This is a genomic window from Pseudomonas sp. AU11447 (assembly GCF_001672555.2).
In the GTDB taxonomy this organism is placed as follows: Bacteria; Pseudomonadota; Gammaproteobacteria; order Pseudomonadales; family Pseudomonadaceae; genus Pseudomonas; species Pseudomonas nitroreducens.
On sequence record NZ_LZDG02000048.1, the window covers coordinates 166,233 to 189,786 of the forward strand.

Annotated in this window: 20 protein-coding genes; 6 read left to right on the forward strand and 14 right to left on the reverse strand. The window is 65.1% G+C overall.

Translation table 11 applies throughout. The features are described 5' to 3' along the window. Positions 1 to 36: 36 nt before the first annotated feature. Both tal and dusA read right to left on the reverse strand, forming a co-directional pair. Positions 37 to 957, reverse strand: a complete 921-nt coding sequence (gene tal / locus A6723_RS18495) for a transaldolase (RefSeq protein WP_054910382.1) — start codon at positions 955 to 957, stop codon at positions 37 to 39. A 62-nt stretch (positions 958 to 1,019) separates the two neighbouring features. Then, on the reverse strand, positions 1,020 to 2,024 hold the full coding sequence (gene dusA / locus A6723_RS18500; protein WP_054910383.1) for a tRNA dihydrouridine(20/20a) synthase DusA: 1,005 nt from the start codon (positions 2,022 to 2,024) through the stop codon (positions 1,020 to 1,022). A gap of 191 nt (positions 2,025 to 2,215) precedes the next feature. On the opposite strand from dusA, the gene A6723_RS18505 reads away from it, so the two are divergent. Continuing rightward, a complete protein-coding gene (locus tag A6723_RS18505; protein WP_054910384.1) occupies positions 2,216 to 2,557 on the forward strand; it encodes a hypothetical protein in 342 nt (113 codons plus the stop codon). A 490-nt stretch (positions 2,558 to 3,047) separates the two neighbouring features. Continuing rightward, positions 3,048 to 4,265, forward strand: a complete 1,218-nt coding sequence (locus A6723_RS18510) for a methyl-accepting chemotaxis protein (protein ID WP_371914063.1) — start codon at positions 3,048 to 3,050, stop codon at positions 4,263 to 4,265. 91 nt (positions 4,266 to 4,356) lie between these two features. Here A6723_RS18510 and A6723_RS18515 read toward each other — a convergent pair whose 3' ends face one another. From A6723_RS18515 to puuE, 5 genes are all read right to left on the reverse strand, one after another. After that, entirely contained in the window at positions 4,357 to 5,703 is a 1,347-nt protein-coding gene (locus A6723_RS18515) for a nucleobase:cation symporter-2 family protein (protein ID WP_054910386.1), read from the reverse strand. A 441-nt stretch (positions 5,704 to 6,144) separates the two neighbouring features. Beyond that, positions 6,145 to 7,485: a urate hydroxylase PuuD gene (locus tag A6723_RS18520; RefSeq protein ID WP_054910387.1), complete on the reverse strand. Its 1,341-nt coding sequence runs from the start codon at positions 7,483 to 7,485 to the stop codon at positions 6,145 to 6,147. 52 nt (positions 7,486 to 7,537) lie between these two features. Then, complete coding sequence (locus tag A6723_RS18525; protein WP_045209032.1) at positions 7,538 to 8,044, reverse strand: ureidoglycolate lyase; 507 nt, start codon at positions 8,042 to 8,044, stop codon at positions 7,538 to 7,540. 69 nt (positions 8,045 to 8,113) lie between these two features. Continuing rightward, positions 8,114 to 8,629, reverse strand: coding sequence for a 2-oxo-4-hydroxy-4-carboxy-5-ureidoimidazoline decarboxylase (uraD, locus tag A6723_RS18530; RefSeq protein ID WP_054910388.1), 516 nt, complete (start codon positions 8,627 to 8,629; stop codon positions 8,114 to 8,116). Beyond that, entirely contained in the window at positions 8,626 to 9,561 is a 936-nt protein-coding gene (gene puuE / locus A6723_RS18535; RefSeq protein ID WP_054910389.1) for an allantoinase PuuE, read from the reverse strand. The genes uraD and puuE overlap by 4 nt, the downstream gene beginning before the upstream one ends. Positions 9,562 to 9,969: 408 nt before the next feature. On the opposite strand from puuE, the gene uraH reads away from it, so the two are divergent. Next, positions 9,970 to 10,323 carry a hydroxyisourate hydrolase gene (gene uraH / locus A6723_RS18540; RefSeq protein WP_024763899.1) on the forward strand — a complete coding sequence of 118 codons (354 nt, stop codon included), beginning with the start codon at positions 9,970 to 9,972 and terminating at the stop codon, positions 10,321 to 10,323. 163 nt (positions 10,324 to 10,486) lie between these two features. Next, on the forward strand, positions 10,487 to 12,283 hold the full coding sequence (locus tag A6723_RS18545; protein WP_054910390.1) for an ATP-binding protein: 1,797 nt from the start codon (positions 10,487 to 10,489) through the stop codon (positions 12,281 to 12,283). A 111-nt stretch (positions 12,284 to 12,394) separates the two neighbouring features. On the opposite strand, the gene A6723_RS18550 is transcribed toward A6723_RS18545, so the two are convergent. Continuing rightward, a complete protein-coding gene (locus tag A6723_RS18550) occupies positions 12,395 to 13,741 on the reverse strand; it encodes an NCS2 family permease (protein ID WP_054910391.1) in 1,347 nt (448 codons plus the stop codon). 394 nt (positions 13,742 to 14,135) lie between these two features. On the opposite strand from A6723_RS18550, the gene A6723_RS18555 reads away from it, so the two are divergent. Next, a complete protein-coding gene (locus A6723_RS18555) occupies positions 14,136 to 14,912 on the forward strand; it encodes a GntR family transcriptional regulator (protein ID WP_054910392.1) in 777 nt (258 codons plus the stop codon). A gap of 154 nt (positions 14,913 to 15,066) precedes the next feature. On the opposite strand, the gene A6723_RS18560 is transcribed toward A6723_RS18555, so the two are convergent. The 4 genes from A6723_RS18560 to A6723_RS18575 form a co-directional block, all read right to left on the reverse strand. Continuing rightward, on the reverse strand, positions 15,067 to 16,509 hold the full coding sequence (locus A6723_RS18560) for an efflux transporter outer membrane subunit (RefSeq protein WP_054910393.1): 1,443 nt from the start codon (positions 16,507 to 16,509) through the stop codon (positions 15,067 to 15,069). Further along, a complete protein-coding gene (locus tag A6723_RS18565; RefSeq protein WP_054910394.1) occupies positions 16,506 to 17,573 on the reverse strand; it encodes an HlyD family secretion protein in 1,068 nt (355 codons plus the stop codon). Before A6723_RS18565 ends, A6723_RS18560 begins: the two co-directional genes overlap by 4 nt. Positions 17,574 to 17,584: 11 nt before the next feature. Next, positions 17,585 to 19,168: an MFS transporter gene (locus A6723_RS18570; RefSeq protein WP_054910395.1), complete on the reverse strand. Its 1,584-nt coding sequence runs from the start codon at positions 19,166 to 19,168 to the stop codon at positions 17,585 to 17,587. Positions 19,169 to 19,331: 163 nt separating this feature from the next. Then, on the reverse strand, positions 19,332 to 20,255 hold the full coding sequence (locus A6723_RS18575) for a LysR family transcriptional regulator (RefSeq protein ID WP_037017040.1): 924 nt from the start codon (positions 20,253 to 20,255) through the stop codon (positions 19,332 to 19,334). A gap of 164 nt (positions 20,256 to 20,419) precedes the next feature. Between A6723_RS18575 and A6723_RS18580 the strand changes: the two genes are divergently transcribed. Beyond that, entirely contained in the window at positions 20,420 to 20,842 is a 423-nt protein-coding gene (locus A6723_RS18580; protein ID WP_054910396.1) for a universal stress protein, read from the forward strand. 258 nt (positions 20,843 to 21,100) lie between these two features. On the opposite strand, the gene guaD is transcribed toward A6723_RS18580, so the two are convergent. Next, a complete protein-coding gene (gene guaD / locus A6723_RS18585; RefSeq protein ID WP_054910397.1) occupies positions 21,101 to 22,405 on the reverse strand; it encodes a guanine deaminase in 1,305 nt (434 codons plus the stop codon). A 164-nt stretch (positions 22,406 to 22,569) separates the two neighbouring features. Continuing rightward, positions 22,570 to 23,421: a xanthine dehydrogenase accessory protein XdhC gene (gene xdhC, locus A6723_RS18590; RefSeq protein ID WP_054910398.1), complete on the reverse strand. Its 852-nt coding sequence runs from the start codon at positions 23,419 to 23,421 to the stop codon at positions 22,570 to 22,572. Positions 23,422 to 23,554 lie beyond the last annotated feature (133 nt).

Consider the following 23,554-nt stretch of genomic DNA (forward strand, 5'->3'; position numbering starts at 1 on the left):
CCTGGGCGCCGGTTTGCATTTGCTCGTCCGCAGTTTTCAGCGGTTGGCGAGCAGCGCCTCGAGCTTTTCCTGGTCGCGGGCGAACAGGCGGATGCCTTCGGCCAGCTTCTCGGTGCCCATGGCGTCTTCGTTCATCTGCCAGCGGAAAGTGCTCTCGTCCAGAACCTGGCGCGCCTCGCCACCACCGGGCTGCAGCGCGCGCGGCAGCTCGCCCTGGGCATCGGCCAATTGCTGCAGCAGGTCCGGGCTTATAGTCAGGCGGTCGCAGCCGGCGAGCTGCTCGATCTGGCCGAGGTTGCGGAAGCTGGCGCCCATCACCACGGTGTCGTAGCCATTGGCCTTGTAGTAGCGGTAGATGCGCGAAACGGACTGCACGCCTGGGTCTTCCGCGCCGACGTAGTCGCGGTTATTGGCCTTCTTGTACCAGTCGTAGATACGCCCGACGAAGGGCGAGATCAGGAATACACCGGCGTCGGCGCAGGCGGCGGCCTGGGCGAAGGAGAACAGCAGGGTGAGGTTGGTCTGGATGCCTTCGCGCTCCAGCTGTTCGGCAGCGCGGATGCCTTCCCAGGTGGAGGCGATCTTGATCAGCACGCGGTCGCGGCCGATGCCTTGCTGGTCATACAGGTCGATCAGGCGGTGGGCGCGTTGCAGGGTGGCTTCGGTATCGAAGGACAGGCGGGCGTCCACTTCGGTGGAGATGCGCCCCGGAATCACACCCAGGATGTCCTTGCCCACGGCGACGGCGAAGCGATCACAGGCGAGGCCGGCGTCACCCTGCGCGCCTTCGGTGGCACGCGCCAGGTGCTCGGTGTAGCGGGGCAGGGCGGCAGCCTTCAGCAGCAATGAAGGGTTGGTGGTGGCATCCACCGGCTTCAGGCGGGCAATGGCGTCGAAATCGCCGGTATCGGCGACAACCGTGGTGTATTGCTTGAGTTGTTCCAGCTTGGAGGTCATGGCGCGTCTTCCGTAGAGAGTGCATCGACCTTACCCGAGGCCGATGCGCCACTCAACGGGACTCAGTGACCGGCGAGAAGTTCTCCGGCCTGATCAAGCAGCCCGAGGGAGTCCTTGGTCTTGTGAACGTCCACCGAGAGCAGTTGGCGGAAGCGCCGCGCCCCCGGGAAACCTTGCGCCAGGCCGAGGACATGGCGGGTCACGTGGTGCATCGCGCCGCCTTCGGCAATGTGCCGCTCGATGTACGGGCGCATCCGCGCCAGGGCTTGCGCACGGGTGATGGCCGGCTCTGGCGAGCCATACAGTGCGGCGTCCACCTGGGCCAGCAAGTAGGGGTTGTGGTAGGCCTCGCGGCCGAGCATCACGCCATCGAATACCTGCAGGTGCTCGCGGCATTCCTCCAGGGTTTTGATGCCGCCGTTGAGGACGATTTCCAGCTCCGAGAAGTCGCGCTTGAGCTGCGCGGCGATGTCGTAGCGCAGCGGCGGGATTTCGCGGTTTTCCTTGGGCGACAGGCCTTCGAGGATGGCGATGCGCGCGTGCACGGTGAAGCTGCGGCAGCCGGCGTCGCGCACCTGGCCGACGAAGTCGCAGAGCTCTTCGTAGCTGTCGCGCCCGTTGATGCCGATGCGGTGCTTGACCGTCACCGGGATCGATACCGCATCGCGCATGGCCTTCACGCAGTCCGCCACCAGCGCCGGGTGGCCCATCAGGCAGGCGCCGATCATGTTGTTCTGCACGCGGTCGCTGGGGCAGCCGACGTTCAGGTTCACTTCGTCGTAGCCGGCCTCTTCAGCCATCTTCGCGGCGGCAGCCAAGTCTGCCGGATTGCTGCCGCCCAGTTGCAGTGCGAGTGGATGCTCGCACTCGTCGTGGCGCAGGAAGCGCGCGGCATCGCCGTGCAGGATGGCACCGGTGGTGACCATTTCCGTGTAGAGCAGGGCGTGGCTGGAGAGCTGGCGCAGGAAGAACCGACAATGTCTGTCAGTCCAATCCATCATCGGCGCCACGGAGAAGCGGCGGGAGGGCTCGGGGTGGGTAGTGGCGGTCGGAGCGGCAGTGGTCATCGGTGCTTCGTATCTGGCTTCGCTTGGGGGCGCGAAATCGTTCGCACCGCGGAAAGGGCGGAGATTTTACCGGGGTTGCCCGCTCTGCGCACGGAAACCGGCGGGCGGTCTGTCTTGGCCTTGACCTGGCCTAGCGGTCAGCCTCGGCGCAACTGCTACCCTCTGGGTTCCTGACAGAAGGATCTCATTCGATGAAACCCCTATTGCTGACGCTCCCGCTGATCCTGTTGGCCGCCTGTTCCTCGCCGGGCAAGCTGAAGGGGGATGCTTCGGCATTGCGGCTGGAAAGTGGCAAGTCGCCCTCGGTCTATATGACCTGCCTGTTGCCGAAATGGCAGGCAATCCGCTCGTCGTCGGCCGTGAAGGAAATCCGCTTTGGCTACCGGCTGCTGATGCCGACCACATCGGGCGATAGCCCCGAGGCGTTGCTGGAGACCACGGCAGCGGACAAGGGTAGCGACGTGGTGCTGTATCGTCACAAAGCGCCGAGCCCGGACGATGCGATCAACCTGGCTGCGCGCAGCTGCCTGTAGCGACTCAAGCAGCGCCTCGTCTACCACTAAGGAACGATAGCCGCCGTGTGCAGCAGGCGGCCTAATGGCTCTGACAAGAATAATCGGGCCTCCCGGCAGCGTGCCTGCGCTGTGCAGCGGTAGGGCCCGCCAGAAGAGAGCTGCCGCCATGGATATCGCGCGCCCGCGTATCGTCCTCATTCTTACCCTGCAGACTTGCGGCCTGGTGCTGCTGTTCATCGCCCAGGCGCTGGGCGGCTGGCCGTTGTCGTTGTGCCTGCTGCTGGCCGCGGTGCTGCTCTGGGGGCCATGGTTCGTTCCCGAGCGGTCGGCCTCGGCTGGTGCGCTGGCGGTGCTGCCGGATGTCGCCGAGCTGACCCGCGAGCTGTCCCAGGGCACCAGTCGCAATGCGCTGTCCGCCGCCGGAGTGTCCTTCTCGGTGCAGCGCCTGGTGGAGAAGCTGGAGTCCCAGGTGGTGGCGGCGGAGCAGATCGTCGGCAGCGCCGAGGTGATGATCCACACCGAGCGAGCTACTTCGAACCTGGCCCGCCAGGCGAAGGAAGCAGCCACGCTCGCCCGCGCCGGCAGTGATGCCGGGCGCAGCGAGTTGCACGCCGCTATCGATTGCATGCGCCAGCTGAGCCAGCGCGCCAGTGCCAGCCGCGCACTGATCGAGACGCTGAGTGCGCGCAGCGAGGACATCCAGCGCGTGACCCAGGTGATCCAGTCCATCGCCAGCCAGACCAACCTGCTGGCGCTTAATGCCGCCATCGAGGCGGCGCGCGCGGGCGAGCATGGCCGGGGCTTTGCGGTGGTTGCCGAGGAAGTGCGGGGCCTGGCCGGGCGCACTGCCGAGGCTACCGACGAAGTCGGGCAGATGATCGAGGACATCCAGCGCCAGACCGGCGAGGTGGTGGAGCAGATTCGCCAGCTCACCGATGACCTGGGCCTGGGCGTCAGCCAGGTGGAAAGCACTGGCCGGCAGTTGCAGGACATCGCCGGGCTCGCCGCTACGGTGGAAACCCAGATCACCGAGATTGCCGAGGGCGCAGAGATCAACCGCAATCAGCTGGACAGTCTGTTCGCCGCCGTCGAGCAGGTGCGCGGCGACCTGCGCGCAAGCGACGAGCAGACGCACCGGCTGGCGGACGCAGCGGTGCAGTTGGAAACCCAGGCGGAGATGATCAGCGAGCGCCTGGCCGAAGTGGCGCTGGACGACTATCACCAGCGCGTCTATGACCTTGCCCGCGCCGGTGCGCAGGCCATCGGCGCGCGTTTCGAGGCGGATATCGACACGGGCCGCATCGGCCCAGAGGACCTGTTCGACCGCGACTACCAGCCGATGCCGGGCACTCGACCGCAGAAATTCCGTACGCGTTTCGACCGTTATACCGATGAAGTTTTGCCGCGCATCCAGGAAGACTTGCTGCAACGCCATGAAGGGCTGGTGTTCGCCATCGCCTGTACTGCCGAGGGTTATGTGCCGACGCATAACCAGGCGTTCAGCCATCCGCCCAGCGGCGACTTGCAGGTGGACATGCTCAAGAGCCGCAGCAAGCGCCTGTTCAACGACCGCACCGGGGTGCGCTGTGGCAGCCACAATCAGCCGATGCTGCTGCAGACCTACTGCCGTGATACCGGCGAGCTGATGCACGACCTCTCGGTGCCGATCTATGTGCGCGGTCGCCAGTGGGGTGGCCTGCGTTTGGGCTACCGGCCGGAAGCCTGAACCTCAGCTCCAGATTGCAGACGAAAAAAAGCCGCGAAGGAGTTGGACGCGGCTTGGGTGCGGGCGTCCGGGAGGCGCCCGCGAAAGGGTTTCAGTGATGCCCGCAGAGGGCGTCGCGGCCTTGTTCGCCGAGGATATTGAAGAGGATGTTCAGCACCACGGCCCAGATCGCAGTCATCGCGATACCGCTGTGGGTGATCGGCTCCATCCACTGGGGCAGCGCAGCGAAGAAGTCCGGACGCACTACCGGCACCATTCCCATGCCAATGCTCACCGCCACCAGCAACTGGTTGCGACGGTCGACGATGTCCGCCTCGTGGAGGATGCGGATGCCGCTGGCGGCGACCATGCCGAACATGGCGATGCCGGCGCCGCCCAGAACGGCTGGCGGAATCGAGGCGACCAGGAAGGCGGCCTTGGGCAGCAGCGACAGGGCGATCAGGAACAGCGCGGCGGCGGCGGTGACGTAGCGGCTGCGCACGCCGGTCATCTGCACCAGGCCGATGTTCTGGGCGAACGAGGAATGGGTGAAGGTATTCATGAAGCCGGCGATGAAGGATGCGCCGGCATCGCACAGCAGGCCGCGACGCAGGCGGTTGGGGCAGATTTCGGTCTCGGTGATCTTGCCCAGGGCGAGGAACATGCCGGTGGACTCGACGAAGATGATCACCACCACCAGGCACATCGAAAGCACCGGAGCCAGGTGGAATTCCGGGGCACCGAAATGCAGCGGCGTGACGATGTCGAACCACGGGCGCTGCTCGATGCCGTCCAGGCTGACCATGCCCATGCTGGCGCCGATGATGTAGCCCAGCAACATGCCGATCAGCACCGATACGTTGACCCAGAAGCCCTTCAGGAAACGGTTGATCAGCAGGATCACTGCCAGCACGAAGGAGGACAGGGCGAGGTATTCGATGGCGCCGAAGTTGGCGGCTGCCTTGCCGCCGCCGGCCCAGTTGATCGCCACCGGGAACAGGCACATGCCGATGGAGGTGATCACGGTGCCGGTCACCAGCGGCGGGAAGAAGCGCACGATGCGGCTCATGAAGGGCGCGATGAGCATGCCGAAGAAGCCAGCGGCGATGGTCGCGCCGAAGATGCCGGTCATGCCTACGCCGGGCATTCCGGCCATGGCGACCATGCTGCCTACGGCAGCGAAACTGGCGCCCATCATCACCGGCATGCGGATGCCTACCGGGCCGATGCCGAGCGATTGCACCAGCGTGGCGATGCCGGCGACCAGCAGGTCGGCGTTGATCAGGAAGGCGATTTCTTCACGGGAGAGACCGGCGGCCTGGCCGACGATCAGCGGGACGGCGACGGCGCCGCCATACATCAGGAGAACGTGCTGGAAGCCGACCAGCAGCAGTTGCAGCAAGGGCAAACGCTGGTCGACGGGCGAGCCGGTATGGGAGCGCTCAGTTACCACGGACATGCAACACCTCGGTTTTTATTGTTGTCAGTCGCTGGTTGCCGGACGGGCACGACAACCGGGAAGTACTGGCCGATCTCACCCCCGGGGCCGAGCGGGTGAAGCGGTGCGGGACTTTATATCTTCGATGTGTATCGGGTTCAATCGTTTTTTGTATACAACTAGTCGGTCACGTTTTGTCTCCCTGGTGCTGCAGGGCTCTAGGCCGCGTGTTTCCTGGTCTCGGTATTTTTGTAGCCATTGGTCGAGTGGACTACATTTTTTGTTTCAGGGGGCGCTTTTCGTAGGAGCGAGCTTGCTCGCGAATGCAAACGCTCCCTGTCGCTCCGGTGCGCCGGATGTCCTGTTCGCGAGCAAGCTCGCTCCTACAGGGGGCGTGTCGGCGTTTCGTGGGTATAAAAAAACCGCACCCGAAGGTGCGGTTCTTCTGGCCGTGCCGCAGGCTCAATTAACCTGGGCACCCTTGGAGATCCAGTCTCCAACGAGCTTGCGCTCTTCCGGGGTCATCTGCGTGATGTTGCCCAGCGGCATGACCTGCGAAGCCACGGCCTGCGCCTGGATGCGCGGGGCGAGCTGCTGGATCTGCTGCGGGGTGTCGAACATCACGCCGGCCGGCGCGGTGCTGAACAGATTGCTGGTCGGCTTGGCCGAGTGGCAGACGGCGCAGCGCTCCTGGATGACGTGATGGACCTTGTCGAAGCCTTCGGTCGAGCCCGCGGCGGCGGATGCCTGGGCCGGAGCGGCCTGAGCCTGCTGGGCGGCAGCGGCCTTGGCGGCTTCCTCTTCCTTGGCGCGCTCGGCCGGGGTCTTGCCGCCAACGGCGGTTTCCGGCAGCGGCTGGTACTCGATCTTCTGAGCTTGCGCGGTGGAGGAGGCGGCGTCGCTGGTCGGCCAGCTCGGGCCGGTGACGAAGGCCAGGGCGATCATGCCGACGGCGCCGGCGGGCAGGGCCCAGGCCATGCCGTTGCCATTGTGGCGGGTGTTGAAATAGTGACGCACGATCACCGCCAGCGCCGCGATGCAGGTCAGGATCAGCCAGTTGTAGTGGCTGCCGTAGGTGCTCGGGAAGTGGTTGCTGATCATGATGAACAGCACCGGCAGGGTGAAGTAGTTGTTGTGGCGCGAGCGCAGCAGGCCCTTGGCCGGCAGCACCGGATCGGGCTCGCGACCTTCCTCGATGGCCTTAACCAGCGCGCGCTGGGCCGGCATGATCACGCGGAACACGTTGCCCACCATGATGGTGCCGATGATGGCGCCCACGTGCAGGTAGGCACCGCGACCGCTGAACACCTGGCTCAGCAGGTAGGCGGCGAGGACCAGCAGGCCGAACAGGATGGCGCCGAGCAGGGCGGGCTTCTTGCCCAGCGGCGAGTCGCACAGGGTGCTGTAGATGAACCATCCGGCGATCAGCGAGCCGATGCCGATGGCCACGGCAGCGGCCGGGGCGAGGTCGCTGCCCGGTGCGATCAGGTACAGGGTCGGGTTCAGGTAGAACACGATGGTCAGCAGGCAGACGCCCGACATCCAGGTGGAGTAGGCCTCCCATTTGAACCAGTGCAGGTTGTCCGGCATTTTCGGCGGAGCGAGTTTGTACTTCTCCAGGTGGTAGATACCGCCACCATGGATCGCCCAGAGATCACCGGAGAGCCCTTCGCGCGGGTTGGCGCGATTGAGGTTGTTCTCCAGCCAGACGAAGTAGAACGAAGCGCCGATCCAGGCAATGCCCACAATCATGTGGACCCAGCGGACCAGCAGGTTCAGCCATTCGATGAGATGTGCTTCCACAGTTTTTACCTCTTGCCCGGGTGCCGCCGTCGCGGCAGGCGGGCCTCTCTTATTAGTTCGCTTGGGGGTCGAGGAGGAGCTGTTCGTCCTCGGTGAAGAAATGCTCGTCGCAGTTGTTGCCAGAACCGCTGCGATCGACCACCAGGAAGTCATCCCGCTTTTCGATCGTCAGCACCGGGTGGTGCCAGACGCCGCGGTGGTAATTGACGCCCTGCTTGCCGTTGGACAGGAAAGCGCGGACGAGGCCCGATACAGGTACATCGCCAAGGGGCGCGACCACGATCAGAAACGGGTTGCCGAGCAGCGGAATGAACGCCTGACTGCCCTGCGGATGACGCTCCAGCATGCGGATGCGCAAGGGCATCTCCAGTGATTCGGCGCTGAAGATGCTGATGATCGCCTTGTCATCGGGCTGCGCCGTTTCGACGGTGGCGAGCTTGTGATAACGGCGGGTGGAGCCGTTGTTGATCATGAAGAAATCACTGCCTTCGGTTTCGATGACATCACCGAATGGGGCGAAGGCTTCCTTGGTCAACGGCTCGATCTTCAGGGTACGCATGGCTGGTCTTCTTATATCGTTGTTCGCATGGGCCCCTTCCAGTGGGAAGGGGAGTGAAGGTCCGCTGGCTCAGAGCTGCTGCAGGCGGAACATCGCGATCTTGTTGATCTCCGCCAGGGCAGTCTGGAATTCCTGCTCCGGCGTGTTGTGGATGCGCTCTTCGAACGCGGCCAGGATCTGGTGGCGGTTGCTGCCCTTCACAGCCTTGATGAAGGGGAAGCCGAACTTGGCCTTGTAGGCGTCGTTGAGTTCGGTGAAGCGGGCGAACTCTTCGGCGGTGCAGTCCTGAATGCCGGCGCCGGCCTGTTCGGCGGTGCTGGAGGCGGTCAGCTCGCCGCGGACGGCGGCCTTGCCGGCGAGGTCCGGGTGCGCGTTGATCAGGGCCAACTGCGCGTCGTGGCTGGCGGACAGGAGGATGTCGGCCATGCGCTGCTGCAGCAGTTCGATGTCGTTCAGGCTGTCGTCGACGCCGAGGTCATAGGCCTTCTCGGCGACCCATGGGGAGTGCTCGTAGATGTCGGCGAAGGCGGCGACGAAGGCCGCGCGGTCGAGGCTGGCCGGGGTGAGGGTCTGGAAGCGGCTCATGCCGGGTTCTCCTGCGCTTTGAACGGGTGGTTCTCGTGCCAGTGTTTGGCGATGTCGACGCGGCGGGTGATCCACACCTTCTCGTGACCTTTAACGTACTGGATGAAGCGCTCCAGCGAGGCCATACGCGCCGGACGGCCCAGCAGGCGGCAGTGCATGCCGATGGAGAGCATCTTCGGCGCGCCCTCGGCACCTTCGGCGTAGAGCACGTCGAAGGCGTCCTTGAGGTATTCGAAGAAGTCGTCGCCCTTGTTGAAGCCCTGCACCTGGGTGAAGCGCATGTCGTTGGTGTCCAGGGTGTAGGGGATCACCAGGTGCGGCTTCTCGGCGGTACTCGCCGGGTCCCAGTAGGGCAGGTCGTCGTCGTAGGTGTCGGAATCGTAGAGGAAGTTGCCGTCCTCGCGGACGATGCGGCGGGTGTTCGGGCCCAGGCGGCCGGTGTACCAGCCTTGCGGGCGCTGACCGGTCAGCTCGGTGAGGATGCGCACGGCCTCGAACATGTGTTCGCGTTCCTGCGCCTCGTCCATGTACTGGTAGTCGATCCAGCGGTAGCCGTGGCTGCAGATCTCGTGGCCGTCGGCGACCATCTGGCGGATCGCTTCCGGGTGGCGCTGGGCGGCCATGGCCACGGCGAACACGGTCAGCGGCAGGTCGTACTTCCTGAACAGCTTGAGCAGGCGCCACACGCCGGCGCGGCTGCCGTACTCGTACAGCGATTCCATGCACATGTTGCGCTCGCCCTTGAGCGGCTGGGCGGCGACCATCTCGGAAAGGAAGGCTTCGGATTCGGCATCCCCGTGCAGGATGTTGCGCTCGCCGCCTTCCTCGTAGTTGAGGACGAAGGAGAGGGCGATGCGCGCATCGTTCGGCCAGTGCGGGTGGGGAATGTTGTTGCCGTAACCGATCAGGTCGCGTGGATAGTCAGCGCTCACTGCAGTGTTCCTTCTTGTGGTTGGCGGTCGGCGCCGGGTCGGTAGACCGTGCGCTGCCGTGATGTGTGCATTGTATACAAAATGTCAGGCGGTCTGTAAATACAATCCGCGCAACGGTCGTTTCAATCCCTTCGCCTCACGTGCGGTGGCTTTGAATGCACTGGATGCCGCGTAATGGCGCGGCATACGCCCGGTCGCTGGCTGGTTCTGCACGCTGGTACTGGTTCTGGAAAAGATGCTTTTTGCAGAGATGAAGCACTTTTTTGTATACAATTGATCATGTCGCTGGGTATATTCGGTCCGACCAAAAGCACCCGCGCGCTGTTCAATGGAGCAGTGCGCCGATATCGATCAACAAGACAGAGGAGGAAGGTGTCCGCCGGCGCCGCCGCCAGACACCGATAGCCCATGGGACGCTTGACCACTCACGTACTGGATTCCGCCCACGGCTGCCCGGGCCATGGCATCAAGATCGAACTGTTCCGTGTCGAGGGCCAGCAGCTCGAGCTGATCGCCACCCGCGTGACCAATGATGACGGCCGCTGCGACGAGCCGCTGCTGCAGGGCGAGGATTTCCGCGCCGGCGTCTACCAGCTGCTGTTCAATGCCGGCGACTACTACCGTGCCCGCGGCGTCGAATTGCCCCAGCCAGCCTTCCTCGACCAGGTCGTCCTGCGCTTCGGCATCGCCTCGGAAAGCGACCACTACCATGTGCCGCTGCTGATCTCCCCCTACAGCTATTCCACCTATCGCGGCAGCTAGTCCCCGCCCGTAGGTCTTCCCCCCGACTCTTCGTGGAGTCTTCCTCGGCCCGCCCACACTGCGGGCTTTTTTTTGCCCGTCATTCAGCAATTTGCATGCAATTTGTGGGCGCAAGCGTGGTAGTTGGACTAGAAGGAGAGGTACCGAATTAGTGAGAAGTCGCATGAGCAGAATCCTGATCGTCGATGAACAGCCGGTTACTCGCCATGCGCTGCGCCTGATGATGGAGGCGGACCGGCACGAGGTGGTCGGCGAGGCGGACAACGGCCCCGAGGCGTTGCACCAGGCGCGCCTGTGCAAGCCGGACCTGATGATCCTCGAACTGTCGATTCCACGGCTGGGCGGCCTGGAGGTGCTGCAGCGCCTGATCGCGCAGGAGTCGCCGGTCAAGGTGCTGGTGCTCACTTCGCAGGACTCCGAGTATTTCGCCGGCCGCTGCCTGACCGCAGGCGCTGCCGGCTTCGTCAGCAAGCAGGAAGACCCGCAGGCCGTGCGCGAAGCGGTGCGAGCCATCGCCCAGGGGCACAGCTACTTTCCCAGCCACGCCCTGGGTAGCGTGAATGCGGCGGAGGAAGCGGGGCATGGCGGCCTGCTCAAGGACCTCTCGGTGCGCGAGCTGAGCGTGCTGCGATTGCTGGCCCAGGGCCTGAGCAATATCGCCATCGCCGACCAGTTGGCCATCAGCGACAAGACCGTGAGCACCTACAAGGTGCGCCTGATGCAGAAGCTGCACGCGAAGTCGCTGGTGGAGCTGATTGATATCGGCCGGCGGCACGGGCTGGTGGATGGCGGCGGCACGATGGTGGAGACATCTCCAGCAGCAGAACTTGATATGGAGCAGCGGCGCGAGCTGGACCAACTGCGCCAAATGGTGGACGCATTGCCCTATCCCATGACGATTCGGGCACTCGATGGTCGTGTTCTGTTCTGCAACCAGACCGCTCAGCGCATTCTGGGCGTCCCTCTGGAGGAGGTGGTCGGGAAGTGGTTGGGGGAGCTTGGCATCTTTACCGAGACGCCCGAGGTTGATCTCATGCACGAGCGTCTGGTTTCTGCAATCGCCAATGGCGAGTCTCGCGATTCGGATGTCGAGGTGCGGACGATCAAGGGCCGAAAGGTCTTCCACCATTGGGTGCGCCCCTATCGCGATAGCAATGGCGCGCTGCTGGGCGCTGTCTGCGGCGCGATCAATATCACCGATCAGGATGACCTGGTCCGTGCCTTACGCAATGCCAACGCTCGTATCGAAACGATCAGTCGCGGCAAGACACAGTTCCTCGCGGGGATGGGCGGCGAGATGCAGGGCCCCCTGCAAAGTATTGTCGCCATGATTGACCTGGCACTGAATCAGGATGACCCCGGACGCCAGCGCGAACCGCTGTCGGTGGCCCGTTTGGTGGCCGGCAACCTGTTGCATGTTCTGGACGATCTGCAGTCGCTCAATCGTGCCAAGACTGGTCGCCTGCAGTTAACGATGGAAGAGATCGACCTGAAAACGCTGGTCAGCCGTCAGGTCGAATCGCTGCGAGAGTCTGCGGTGGCGAAGGGAATCGAACTGGAGACGAACTTCGACCTGGCACTACAGCCGCGCGTGTGGGGAGATCCGACGCGCCTGCGGCAGGTGCTGCAGAATTTATTGGCGAATGCCGTCAAATTCACTGAGCACGGTTCGATCATCGTGCGTCTTTTTGCCAGGGGGCAGGGCAAGGGGATGGTGCGGATTCAGGTGGATGTGATCGATACCGGGGTCGGAATCTCCGACGCTGAGCAGGCATATCTCTTTGAGCCCTTTGCCTACGATCTGGATGGCCAGCGCATCGGCAGGGGCGGATCGGGCCTCGGGCTGGCCCTGTGCAAAAGCCTGGTGACCCTGATGGGCGGTGATATATCCGTCAAGAGCCGCCTGGGCGTCGGTACCGAGATCAGTTTCAGCGTGATCGCCCCGGACGCCGCTCCCTGAGGCAACCGATGAGGGGGCACGGTTGCTGCATGCTGGCATGCTCGAGGAGACGCTTAGTCGAAGGCCCCGGCAGATGCCGGGGCCTTCGTTTCTGTCAGGCGCAGCGGCTACTCAGAGGAAGATGAACTTCGCCACGAAGATCGCACACAGCGCGTACAGGCTGATGGTCACGTCCTTGTGGCGGCCGGTGAAGACCTTCATCGCCACGTAGGTCACGAAGCCCAGCGCGATACCGTCGGCGACCGAGAAGGTCAGCGGCATCATGATCACGGTGACGATCGCCGGGATGGTCTCGGTGTGCTCGTTCCAGTCAATGTGGGCCATGCCGCCCATCATCAGCATCGCAACGTAGATCAGCGCGCCGGCGGTGGCGTAGGCGGGGATCATGCCGGCCAGCGGGGCGAAGAACATCGCCGCGACGAACAGCACGCCGACCACTACGGCGGTCAGGCCGGTACGGCCACCCGCAGCGACACCCGCAGCACTCTCGACGTAGCTGGTCACCGGCGGCACGCCGAGCACGGCGCCGAATGCGCTGGAGGTGCTGTCGGCCTTCATCGCTTTCGACAGGTTCTCGATGCGACCGTCCTCGCGTACCAGGTGCGCCCGTTGCGCGACGCCCATCAGGGTGCCGGCGGTGTCGAACATGTGCACGAAGAGGAAGGCCAGGATCACGCTGATCATGGTCACGTTGAACGCGCCGGAGATATCCATTGCCAGGAAGGTCGGCGCCAGGCTCGGCGGCATGGAGAACACGCCGCCGAACTTGACGATGCCCAGGGCGATGCCGGCCACGGTGACAGTGAGGATGCTGATCAGGATGCCGCCGAACACGCGGCGGTATTCCAGCACCGCGATCATCAGGAAGCAGATGGCGGCGAGCAGCGGGCCGGGGCTGGTCAGGTCACCCAGGTGAACCAGGGTGGCGGGGCTGGCAACCACGATGCCGGCAGTCTTCAGGCCGATCAGCCCAAGGAACAGGCCGACACCGGCGCCCATGGCGAAGCGCAGGCTGACCGGGATGCTGTTGAGCAGCCATTCGCGAATGCGCGAGAAGGTCAGGATCATGAACATGATGCCGGAGATGAACACCGCACCCAGTGCGATCTCCCAGCTGTAGTTCATGGTCTTGACCACGGTGTAGGTGAAGAAGGCGTTGAGGCCCATGCCCGGCGCCAGGCCGACCGGCCAGTTGGCGTACAGTCCCATGAGGAAGCAGCCCAGCGCGGCAGCCAGGCAGGTAGCCACGAAGGCGGCGCCGTGGTCGATGCCGGCGTCGGCCATGATGTTGGGGTTGACGAAGATGATGTACGCCATGGTGATGAAGGTCGTGAGACCCGCGGCGAGTTCGGTCTTCACGGTGGTGCCATGCTGGCTCAGCTTGAACAGGCGTTCGAGCAGGCCGGTGGCGGGGGGACTGGATGCAAAGGCTTGTTGTTCTTGTTTGGTGCTTTCCACAGCGGTACTCCTCAACGCTCTTGTTGTTGGTCCCTTGCCGTCGGCTGGTTCACCTGCGTCCCTTGCGCTAACGGAAAGAGTTGTGAGGGTGTGAATGTTGACCTTTGGGTCAGGAAGTCACGCCGCGATTATGCAGTTGTGTACAAAAAGTTCAAATAATGTTTAGTGTCCTGGCGAAAGATTTTTACAAGCAAAGCGTCGGAATGGTCGCACGCTGACCTTCGCCAAGCTCCTGCGCCGCGCGGCCTTGGGGTTGACGGCGAGTCGCTCATGACGGCTGCACGATAGTGGCCACTTTGTGTACACTGTGCGCCATGCCTGGCCCGCGGCCAGCTTCACTCCCGCCCCACGGATTTCGCGCCGGATCGTACCGGCTGAGCAGGGTTCGACTCCGATGACCGACCAGTTGCAACAGATCAGGAAGCAGCCGCGCAATGGCAAGGCGCGCAGCGGCACTCAGGACGAGATCGTCTACGCGCATATCTTCGATGCCATCCTCGAGCAGCGCCTGGCTCCCGGCACCAAGCTGAGCGAAGAAGCCCTGGGCGAAATCTTCGGCGTCAGCCGCACCATCATCCGTCGCGCCCTGTCGCGCCTGGCCCACGAGCAGGTCGTGCTGCTGCGCCCGAACCGTGGCGCCGTGGTGGCCAGCCCGAGCATCGACGAAGCCCGGCAAATTCTCTTCGCCCGCCGCACCGTCGAGCGCGCGATCACCGAGCTGGCCGTGGACAACGCCAGCGGCGAAACCCTGGCCGAGCTGCGCGACATGGTGAAGCAGGAGCAATCCAGCTTTGCCCGTGGCGACCGTGGCGCGGGCATCCGCCTTTCCGGCGAATTCCACCTCAAGCTGGCCGAGATGGCGAAGAACGCCCCGCTGGTGGTGTTCCAGCGCAGCCTGGTGTCGCAGACCTCGCTGATCATCGCCCAGTACGAAAGTGGCGGCCGCTCGCACTGCTCGTTCGACGAGCACAACGAGATCCTCGACGCCATCGAGAAGGGCGACAAGGAAAAGGCCGTGACCCTGATGATGCACCACATGGCGCACATCGACGACAAGCTGAACCTGGACGTGGACGGCGCCTCCGGCGATCTGCACGCAGTGTTCTCGCATTTGCTGGCCGGCAAGAAGAAGCCCCGCCGCAGCAAGGCGGACGCTGACTCGGCGGCCTGATCGCCGAGCCAGAAAAAAGCCCCGCAGATGCGGGGCTTTTTCGTTTCTGCACGGGGCGCTTTTCGTATTCGTTCTGGCGCGAAGCGCTTTTCGTAGGAGCGAGCTTGCTCGCGAACCTGCCTTGCGCCGGAGAGTGAAGCGAGCAAGCTCGCTCCTACAGGGATTGGGCGCTTTCCTCGGCCTGCTGCCATCCGCCACCCAGGGACTTGTAAAGCAGCACCAGCGTGGTTGCCACGGCTTCGCGGCCGCGCACCTGCTGCTCCTCGGTGGCCAGCAGTTCGCGCTGGGCGCTGAGCACGTTGAGGAAGTCCACCGCGCCGGCCTTGTATTGCTCGCGGGCGTTGGCCAGGGCGGTGCGGCCGTGTTCGGCAGCGCTGTCCAGGCTGGCCAGGCGGCGCTGGTCGGCGGCGTAGTCGGTGAGCGCGTCGTCCACTTCGCGCCAGGCGTTGAGCACCGTGCGGCGGTAGGCGATGGCCGATTCCTGCTGCTGCGCTTCGCGCAGGGCGAGCATGCCCTTCAGCCGGCCGCCTTCGAATATCGGCAGCGACAGGCTCGGGCCAATGCCGAAGGTGCGGCTGTTCCAGTCGCCGAAGTTCGACAGCTGCAACGCCTGGAAACCGAAGCTGCCATTGAGGCTGATGCGCGGGTAGAAGTCCGCCTTGGCCACGCCGATGCTGGCGGTGGCGGCGTGCAGGGTAGCCTCGGCACGGCGGATATCCGGGCGGCGCTGGGCCAGTTCCGAGGGCAGGCCGACTGGCACGCCGCGCGGCGGCTGCGGCAGCGGCTTGGTTTGGGCGAGCTCAGCTTGCAGCGCGCCGGGCGCTTCGCCGAGCAGGTAGCCCAGGGCGTTGATCAGTCGCGCCTGGCGCTTCTGGCTGTCGGGCAGGCGTGCCTCGATGCTGGCCACCTGGGTCAGTGCTTCGGCCACGTCCAGCTCGGTGGCGACGCCGTCTGCGCGGCGCAGGCGGGTCAGCTCCAGGCTGCGCTGGGCGATATCGAGATTGCTGCGGGTGATCGCTTCCAGGTCCTGTTCGGCGCGCAGTTGCAGGTAGTTGCGCGCGGTTTCGGCGAGCACCGAGACCAGTACGTCGCGGCGGCTTTCCTCCGTCGCCTGCACGTTGGCGTCGGCGGCCTCCAGCTCGCGGCGCACACGGCCCCAGAAGTCCAGCTCCCAGGACAGATCGAAGCCGCCATCGAGCTGGTTGAAGTTGTCCTTCCCCGCCTTGCCGGACGGATCGCTCAGGCCGACTTCGCTGTTGCGCTTGCGCTGGTAGCCCAGGTCCGCGCCGACGTTGGGCACGGCATCGCCGCCCAGTGCCTGGCGGATCGCCCGGCTCTGCTGCAGGCGCGCATCGGCCTCGCGCAGGTCGAGGTTGGCATCCGCCACTCGGCGTTGCAGGTCGTTGAGCTGCGGGTCGCCCAGCAGCGTCCACCACTGCGCTTCCAGCGGTGCATTGAGTGCCTGGCTCGGTGCATCACCACGCCGCGCAGACCAGTTCACTGCGTCGGCATCGTCCGGGCGCTGGAAGTCCGGGCCGACGCTGCAGGCGCCGAGTGCGAGCAGAGCCAGAAAGAGAGGCGTGCGTGCGGCGATCATTGCACGGCCACCTTCTGCTCACCGTCGGCGTGCTTGCCGGTGTCGATCCGCGCGATGACCGACATACCCACGCGCAGCTTGTCGCGCAGCGGCTGGTCGGCGTCGAGGACGATCTTCACCGGGATGCGCTGGACGATCTTGGTGAAGTTGCCGGTGGCGTTGTCCGGCGCGATCGGCGCAAAGCTCAGGCCGGTGGCCGGGGCGATGCTGTCGACGTGGCCGCGCAGTTTCTTGCCGGGGAAGGTGTCGATGCTGATCTCGACCATCTGGCCGGGCTGCACGTCGGTGAGCTGGGTTTCCTGAAAGTTGCCGACCACATAGGCGTCCTGCAGCGGCACCACGGCCAGCAATGCATTACCCGGTGTGGTGTAGGCGCCCACGCGCACGGCGCGGCGGCCGACCATGCCGTCGAAGGGCGCACGGATTTCCGTATACGACAGGTTCAGTTGCGCCTGCTGCAACTGCGCCTGTCCACGTTTCAGCGCGCCGAGGGCTTCGGCCTGCTGGGCCAGCAGCACGTCGAGCTGCTTGCGGGCGGCGAGGGCGGCGGCCTTGTTCTTGTCGAGCACGGCTTTTGTCGAGTCGACGTGCGAGCGCGCCTGCTGGGCGTTCTGCAAGGTGCCGGCGCCTTGGCTGGCGAGGTGCTGGTAGCGGTTGAGTTCCTGCAAGGCGAAGGTCAGCGCGGCCTGGTCGGCTTGTACCTGGGCGGCGGTCTGGGCGATCACTGCCTGCTGGCGTTCCAGGTCGGCAGCGACGTGGTGGTGACGCGCCTCGGCGGCCAGCACGTCGGCTTCGGCAGCGGCCAGCGCAGCGCGGTAATCGCGGGCGTCGATGCGCGCCAGGACCTGCCCCGCCTTCACCGACTGGTTGTCGTCCACCAGCACTTCCTCGATGAATCCGGCGACCTTCGGCGCCACCAGGGTGAAGTCCGCATGGACGTAGGCGTCGTCCGTGCTCTGCTCACGGCTCGGGCCGAGCAGGCGCAGGAGCAGGTAGACGACAAGGGCGAGGAGCAGCACGGCAACCAGGGCCAGACTGCCGCGACGGGAGCTTAGTTTCGACATGGGCAGACCTATCAATGAGTGGGGACGACGGAGCGCGGCGGGTAGACCCGCAGCGGCATCAGGGGAATCAGGACGAGCAGGGCGGCGGCCAGCCAGGACATCGCCAGCAGGGTGTCGGACGCGGCGAGCACGCCGGCCTGGCCGCGCACCTGCCCGGCCAGCCGGCCAACGTTCTCGGCGCCGCCCAGTTGTTCAAGGCGCAGGCCGAGGGCTTGCGAGGCGTTGCCCAGGTGGTCGACCAGGCGGTTGGAGTGGTAGTGCTCGCGCCAGGTCATGAGGAACGAGACGATGGCGCTGCCCAGCACTGCGGAGAAGCCGCGCACGCTGTTGAACCAGGCCGAGGCGAATGGCCCTTCGATGGGCGCAACCACGCTGGTGGCGGACATCAGCAGCGGCACGATGGCCATCGGCTGGCCGATGATCTGCAGCGCCAGCACGGCGTAGAAGTTCTCCCGCGTCCACTCGCTGGTCAGCTGGCTCATGCCGAAGGCCGAGAGCCCGCACAGGCTGATGCCGATGGCCAGCACCCAGCGGCAATCCACGCGTGGGATATTGCACAGCGCGGCCACCAGCGGCAGCGAGATCAGTTGCGGCAGCGCCACCAGCAGCGCCATTGGCGCCGATTGCAGCGGGCGATAACCGTGGGCCGAGGCCAGGTACGACGCCGGCACGCCGGAGCAGGCTCCGAGCACCACCAGCACGCCGGCGAGGGTGATCAGCGAGTGGGTGAAGTTGCGCCGCTTGAGGATGTCCAGGCGGAAGAACGGCAGCGGGTGTGTCCACTCGTTGACGAAGAACGCCACCAGCAGCCCGGCGCCGCCGATCACCAGCAGGGTGATCAGGTCCGACTCGAACCAGTCCAGGCGCTCGCCCTGCAACAGGCCAATCACCAGCATGAGGATGCCTGGCAGGCCAAGTGAAAGGCCCACGTAGTCGAACTGACGCAAGCGTTCCAGGCGCAGCGGGTCCTGCGGGATGCCCCAGGCGACGGCAGCGAGCGCCACGGCGCAGAGCGGAATGACCTGCCAGAACACCCAGTGCCAGCCGACGAATTCGGTCCATAGCGCCGCCAGGGGCATGCCCAGGTTGGGCGCGAAGGTGGCGGTCAGCGCATAGGCGCCCAGGCCGTAGAGCTTGATGCCCGGCGGCAGGAAGCGCAGCGCCACGGTCATCAGCATCGGCGGCATGCAGCCGCCGGCGAAGCCTTGCAGCAGGCGCAGCAGGTAGAGCGTCTCGACGTTCGGCGCAAAGGGGCAGAGCAGTGCCAGCAGGGCAAAGGCGGCGATGGCGCCGAGGGTGAAGCGGCGCAGCGAGACGGTGACCGAGAACCAGGGCGCAAAGGCCATGGCGGCGACCTGCGCCGCCGAATACAGGGCGAGCAGCCAGGTGCCTTCGTCATGGCCGATGGACAGTGCGCCGCGCACGTCGGTCATGGCGAGGTCCGTGACCTTCTCGTTGAGCCCGGCGCTGAGGGAAGCGATCAGCACGCCGAGCATGCCGACCACGATGCGCAGGCCGAACGGCTGGGCAGCAGCTGGCGTGGCGGGCTTGGCCGGTTGCGGAGTGGCGGCGGAAATCGGGGCGAGCGCGGTCATGGCCGGCCGCCACGGGGGTGGCCGATGCCGCCGCCGGTAGGCGGTACGGTGCAAGGCATAGGAATCAACTCGGGTATTTGCGACCGAGTCTAGGGAAGGTCGATAGCTGTGGAAATTGAAATGATTGCAGCTAATCAGTGCGTTTGACGCACTGGTCTCACGATCAGCTCAGCAGGCCGGAGCTCTCGCGCAATTCGATGCACACACGCTTCACCGTCTGTCGCAGCCAGCTGTGCGCCGGGTCGTTGTCGAAGCGCGGGTGCCAGGCCTGGAGGATCACCACGGATTTCAGCGGCAGCGGGATGTCGAACTGGCGCAGGGCGAAGCCCAGGCGGTCCAGGCGCCACAGCGAATGCTCGGCGATGGGCAGTACCAGGTCGGATTCCAGCAGGGCGAAGATCGAGGAGTGGAAGGTCGGCGCGGTCAGGCGGATCTCGCGGCGCAGGCCGAGGTTCGCCAGTTCCTCGTCGATTGGCCCGATGGCTCGGCCGCGGCGGGACACGCTGATCTGCGGGAAGGAAGCGAAGCGCTCCGGGGTGATCTCGTCGTCGAAGATCGGGTGGTCGCGCCGCGCCAGGCCGACGAAGTTGGTGGTGAACAGCGTCTGCGTGCGGATTTCCGGCTCCAGCGTCGAGGTGGCGCCGATATAGAGGTCGATGCGGTTCTGCCGCAGTGCTTCATCATCGAAGTCCGCTTCCGGGGCAATGCGCAGGCTGCAGCGAGGCGCTTCTTCCTTCATCACCGCCAGCATGCGCGAGGCAAAGCCGCCCACCAGCACGTTGTTGGAGCGCAGCACGAAGCAGCGCTCAAGCTGGTCCATGCGCAGGTTTTCCTTGGCGTTGAACAGGCGCATGGCGTGTTCCACCAGGTCGCTGACTTCCTCGCGCAACTGCAGTGCGCGAGGCGTCGGCACCAGGTTGCGCCCGGCACGAACCATGATCGGGTCGCCCACCGCCTCGCGGATGCGCGACAGGGTGCGGCTCATCGCCGGCGGGCTGAGGTGCATGCGCCGCGCGGCGCCGACCACGCTGCCTTCTTCGAGCAGGATGTTGAGGGCGACCAGCAGGTTGAGATCGGGCAGGGCCATGGTGACTCCGAAGGATTGGCGCGTTGCCATTCATGTTCCATTGCGACGGGCTCGATGGGCAAGCGTGCGTTTGACGCAATGGTTCATTACGTTTTGCGTGCCTTTACGGTGCGCGCCCTGGCCCGAAGAATGGCGGCGGATTTCGTTTCATGAAGGAGAAAGGCATGTTCAAGCGGATTCTTCTGGCCATCGACGGCGCGGCGCAGTCGCCGCGAATCATTGCCAGCGCCGCCGAGCTGGCGCGGTGCAGTGATGCGGTGGTGCATGTGGTATGCGCCGTGGACCGCGCTTTCGCGATGCCGCGCCAGGATGCGCTGGAGTACCCGCCGGCGGAGCAGGAGCAGCACGAGGCCCAGGCGCTGGTGGATGACGCCGTGGTGCAGTTGCAGCTGTGTGTGGCGACGGGAGCGGTGGTGGCCGGAGATCCGGCGCGCGCGATCCTGCGCGAGGCGGAGCGGCTGGAGTGCGACCTGATTGTGATCGGCCATCGACATTTGGGGCGCATCGAGCGCTTGCTCGATCCATCGGTGGGGCAGCGGGTGATCGAGCGGGCGCCGTGTCCGGTGCTGGTCGAGGTGCGGGAGTAGCGTGCCTGTTGGCTCTGTGCCGTGCGGTTCGCGAGCTCGCTCCTACGAAGAGCGCATCAGTACGAACCTGTAGGAGCGAGCTTGCTCGCGAACCCGCCCAACGCAGCGCTCGACAGGCCAATCGCGGACAGAGTCCGCTCCTGCGCTGGCCGGGGAGTGCGGCACCCCTGTGGGAGAGGGGCGTGCGAAACAGAAAGAAAAGCGGCCCCGGCGCCGGGTTGGTCCTGAGCGAGGACCCGGCGCCGAAGCCGTAAGGGGTCAACCGCGGCGATGCACGTTGCGGCCGTGCGCGAAGGTTTCCTTCACGGTACGGTCGTCGCCGAGGATGACCAGTGCGAAGAGTTTCTCCTCCAGGGTTTTTGCCTGCTGCAGGCGGTAGTCCAGCAGCGGGGTGGCCTTGTAGTCGAGGACCACGAAGTCGGCCTCGTTGCCCTGGGCGAAGCTGCCGACCTTGTCTTCCAGTTCCAGCGCGCGGGCGCCGCCGAGGGTGGCCAGGTACAGCGACTTGAACGGGTCGAGCTTGATGCCCTGCAGCTGCATGACCTTGTAGGCTTCGTTCAGCGATTGCAGCTGGGAGAAGCTGGTGCCGGCGCCGACGTCGGTGCCCAGGCCGACTTTCACCTTGTACTTCTCCAGCTTCGCCAGGTCGAACAGGCCGCTGCCGAGGAACAGGTTGGAGGTTGGGCAGAAGGCCACGGCCGAGCCGGTTTCCGACAGGCGCTGACACTCGCCGTCGCACAGGTGCACACCGTGGGCGAACACCGAGCGCGGGCCGAGCAGGCCGTGGTGGTCGTAGACGTCCAGGTAGCCCTTGCGCTCCGGGAACAGCTCCTTGACCCACTCGATTTCCTTGAGGTTTTCCGACAGGTGCGTGTGCATGTACACGCCTGGGAATTCCTTGAGCAGGCGGCCGGCGGCGTCGAGCTGTTCCGGGGTGCTGGTGGGGGCGAAGCGCGGGGTCACGGCGTAGAGCAGGCGGCCCTTGCCGTGCCAGCGCTCGATCAGGGCCTTGCTGTCGGTGTAGCTGCTTTCGGCGGTATCGGTCAGGTAGTCCGGGGCGTTGCGGTCCATCATCACCTTGCCGGCGATCAGACGCAGGTCGAGCTTTTCCGCAGCGCCGAACAGCGCGTCCACCGACTGCGGGTGCACGGTGCCGAACACCAGCGCGGTAGTGGTGCCGGCGCGCAGCAGTTCCTTGAGGAAGATACCGGCCACATCGGCGGCGTGGGCCGGGTCGGCGAACTGCTTCTCGGTGGGGAAGGTGTAGGTGTTCAGCCAGTCCAGCAGCTGCTCGCCGTAGGAGGCGATCATGCCGGTCTGCGGGTAGTGGATGTGGGTGTCGATGAAGCCGGGGGTGATCAGCGCATCGCGGTACTCGACCACTTCCACGCCGCCCAGTTGCGGCAGTAGTTCGGCGGCGTGGCCGAGGCGGGCGACCTTGCCGTCTTCCACCAGCAGGATGCCGTCCTCGAAATACTGGTAGGACTCCTCCACGCCGACTTCGGCCGGGTCGGCGACGCTGTGCAGGATGCTGGCGCGGTAGGCTTTGGCTTGAGTGCTCATCAATCTCTCGCAAATCGGAATTAACGCGTCGTCGGACGCTATTCGATGGGTATCGCTGGCGCTCGCGGAGCGCCGCCCGACCCATCCCACGAAAATCTGTTTGGCGCTCCGTAGGATGGGTAGAGCGAAGCGCTACCCATCCTACGTGGCCGGCAATCGGGCTATCAGGCGCCGCTTTCGGCGGTGCGCGCGCGGCGGCTGTTGGGTAACAGTTTGGCCACGGTGTTCTCGCCCTTGCCGGTCTCCTGACCGAAGGTGGCGTTGTAGGTGGCGATGACTTCGCCGGCAATGGACACGGCGATCTCCACCGGCAGCTTGCCCTTCACTTCGCTGATGCCCATGGGGCAGCGCATGCGCTGCACGGTGTCGGCGGCGAAACCGCGGTCGCGCAAGCGGTGTTCGAACTTGGCGCGCTTGGTGTCCGAGCCGATCAGGCCGAAGTAGGTGAAGTCGTTGCGCTCGAGGATCTTCGCGGTCAGCTCCAGGTCCAGGGCGTGGTTGTGGGTCATGACGATGAAGTAGCTGCCGGCGGGCATTTCGTCGATCTCGTCGATCACATCCTCGTTGATCACTCGGGTCACACCCTCGGGGATATGGCCGGGGAATTCGACCTCACGCGAGTCGATCCAGCGCACCTTGCACGGCAGGCTGGCAAGCAGTGGTACCAGGGCGCGGCCGACATGGCCGGCGCCGAACACGGCGATGTGCGCCTGGGGTTGGCCCATGGGTTCGAACAGCAGCACGGTGGCGCCGCCGCAGCACTGGCCGAGGCTGGCGCCGAGGCTGAAGCGCTCCAGCTTCGGCTCGCGCTCACGGGCCAGCAGCATCTCGCGGGCGATGGCCATGGCCTTGAATTCGAGGTGGCCGCCGCCGATGGTGTCGTAGATCTTGTCGGCGCTGACGACCATCTTCGAGCCGGCGTTGCGCGGAGTCGAGCCGCGTTCTTCGATGATGGTCACCAGCACGCTGGCTTCGGCGCGCTGTTGCAGGTCGGCGAGGGCACTGATCCAGTTCATCGTATCGAACCTCGGAGGTGGCTTTTCTGTAGGAGCGAGCTTGCTCGCGAACGGGTTTCCCGGCAGCTCTGTGGCTGGGCGGTTCGCGAGCAAGCTCGCTCCTACAATTCGGAGTCAGGGTGGGGCGCCGCTG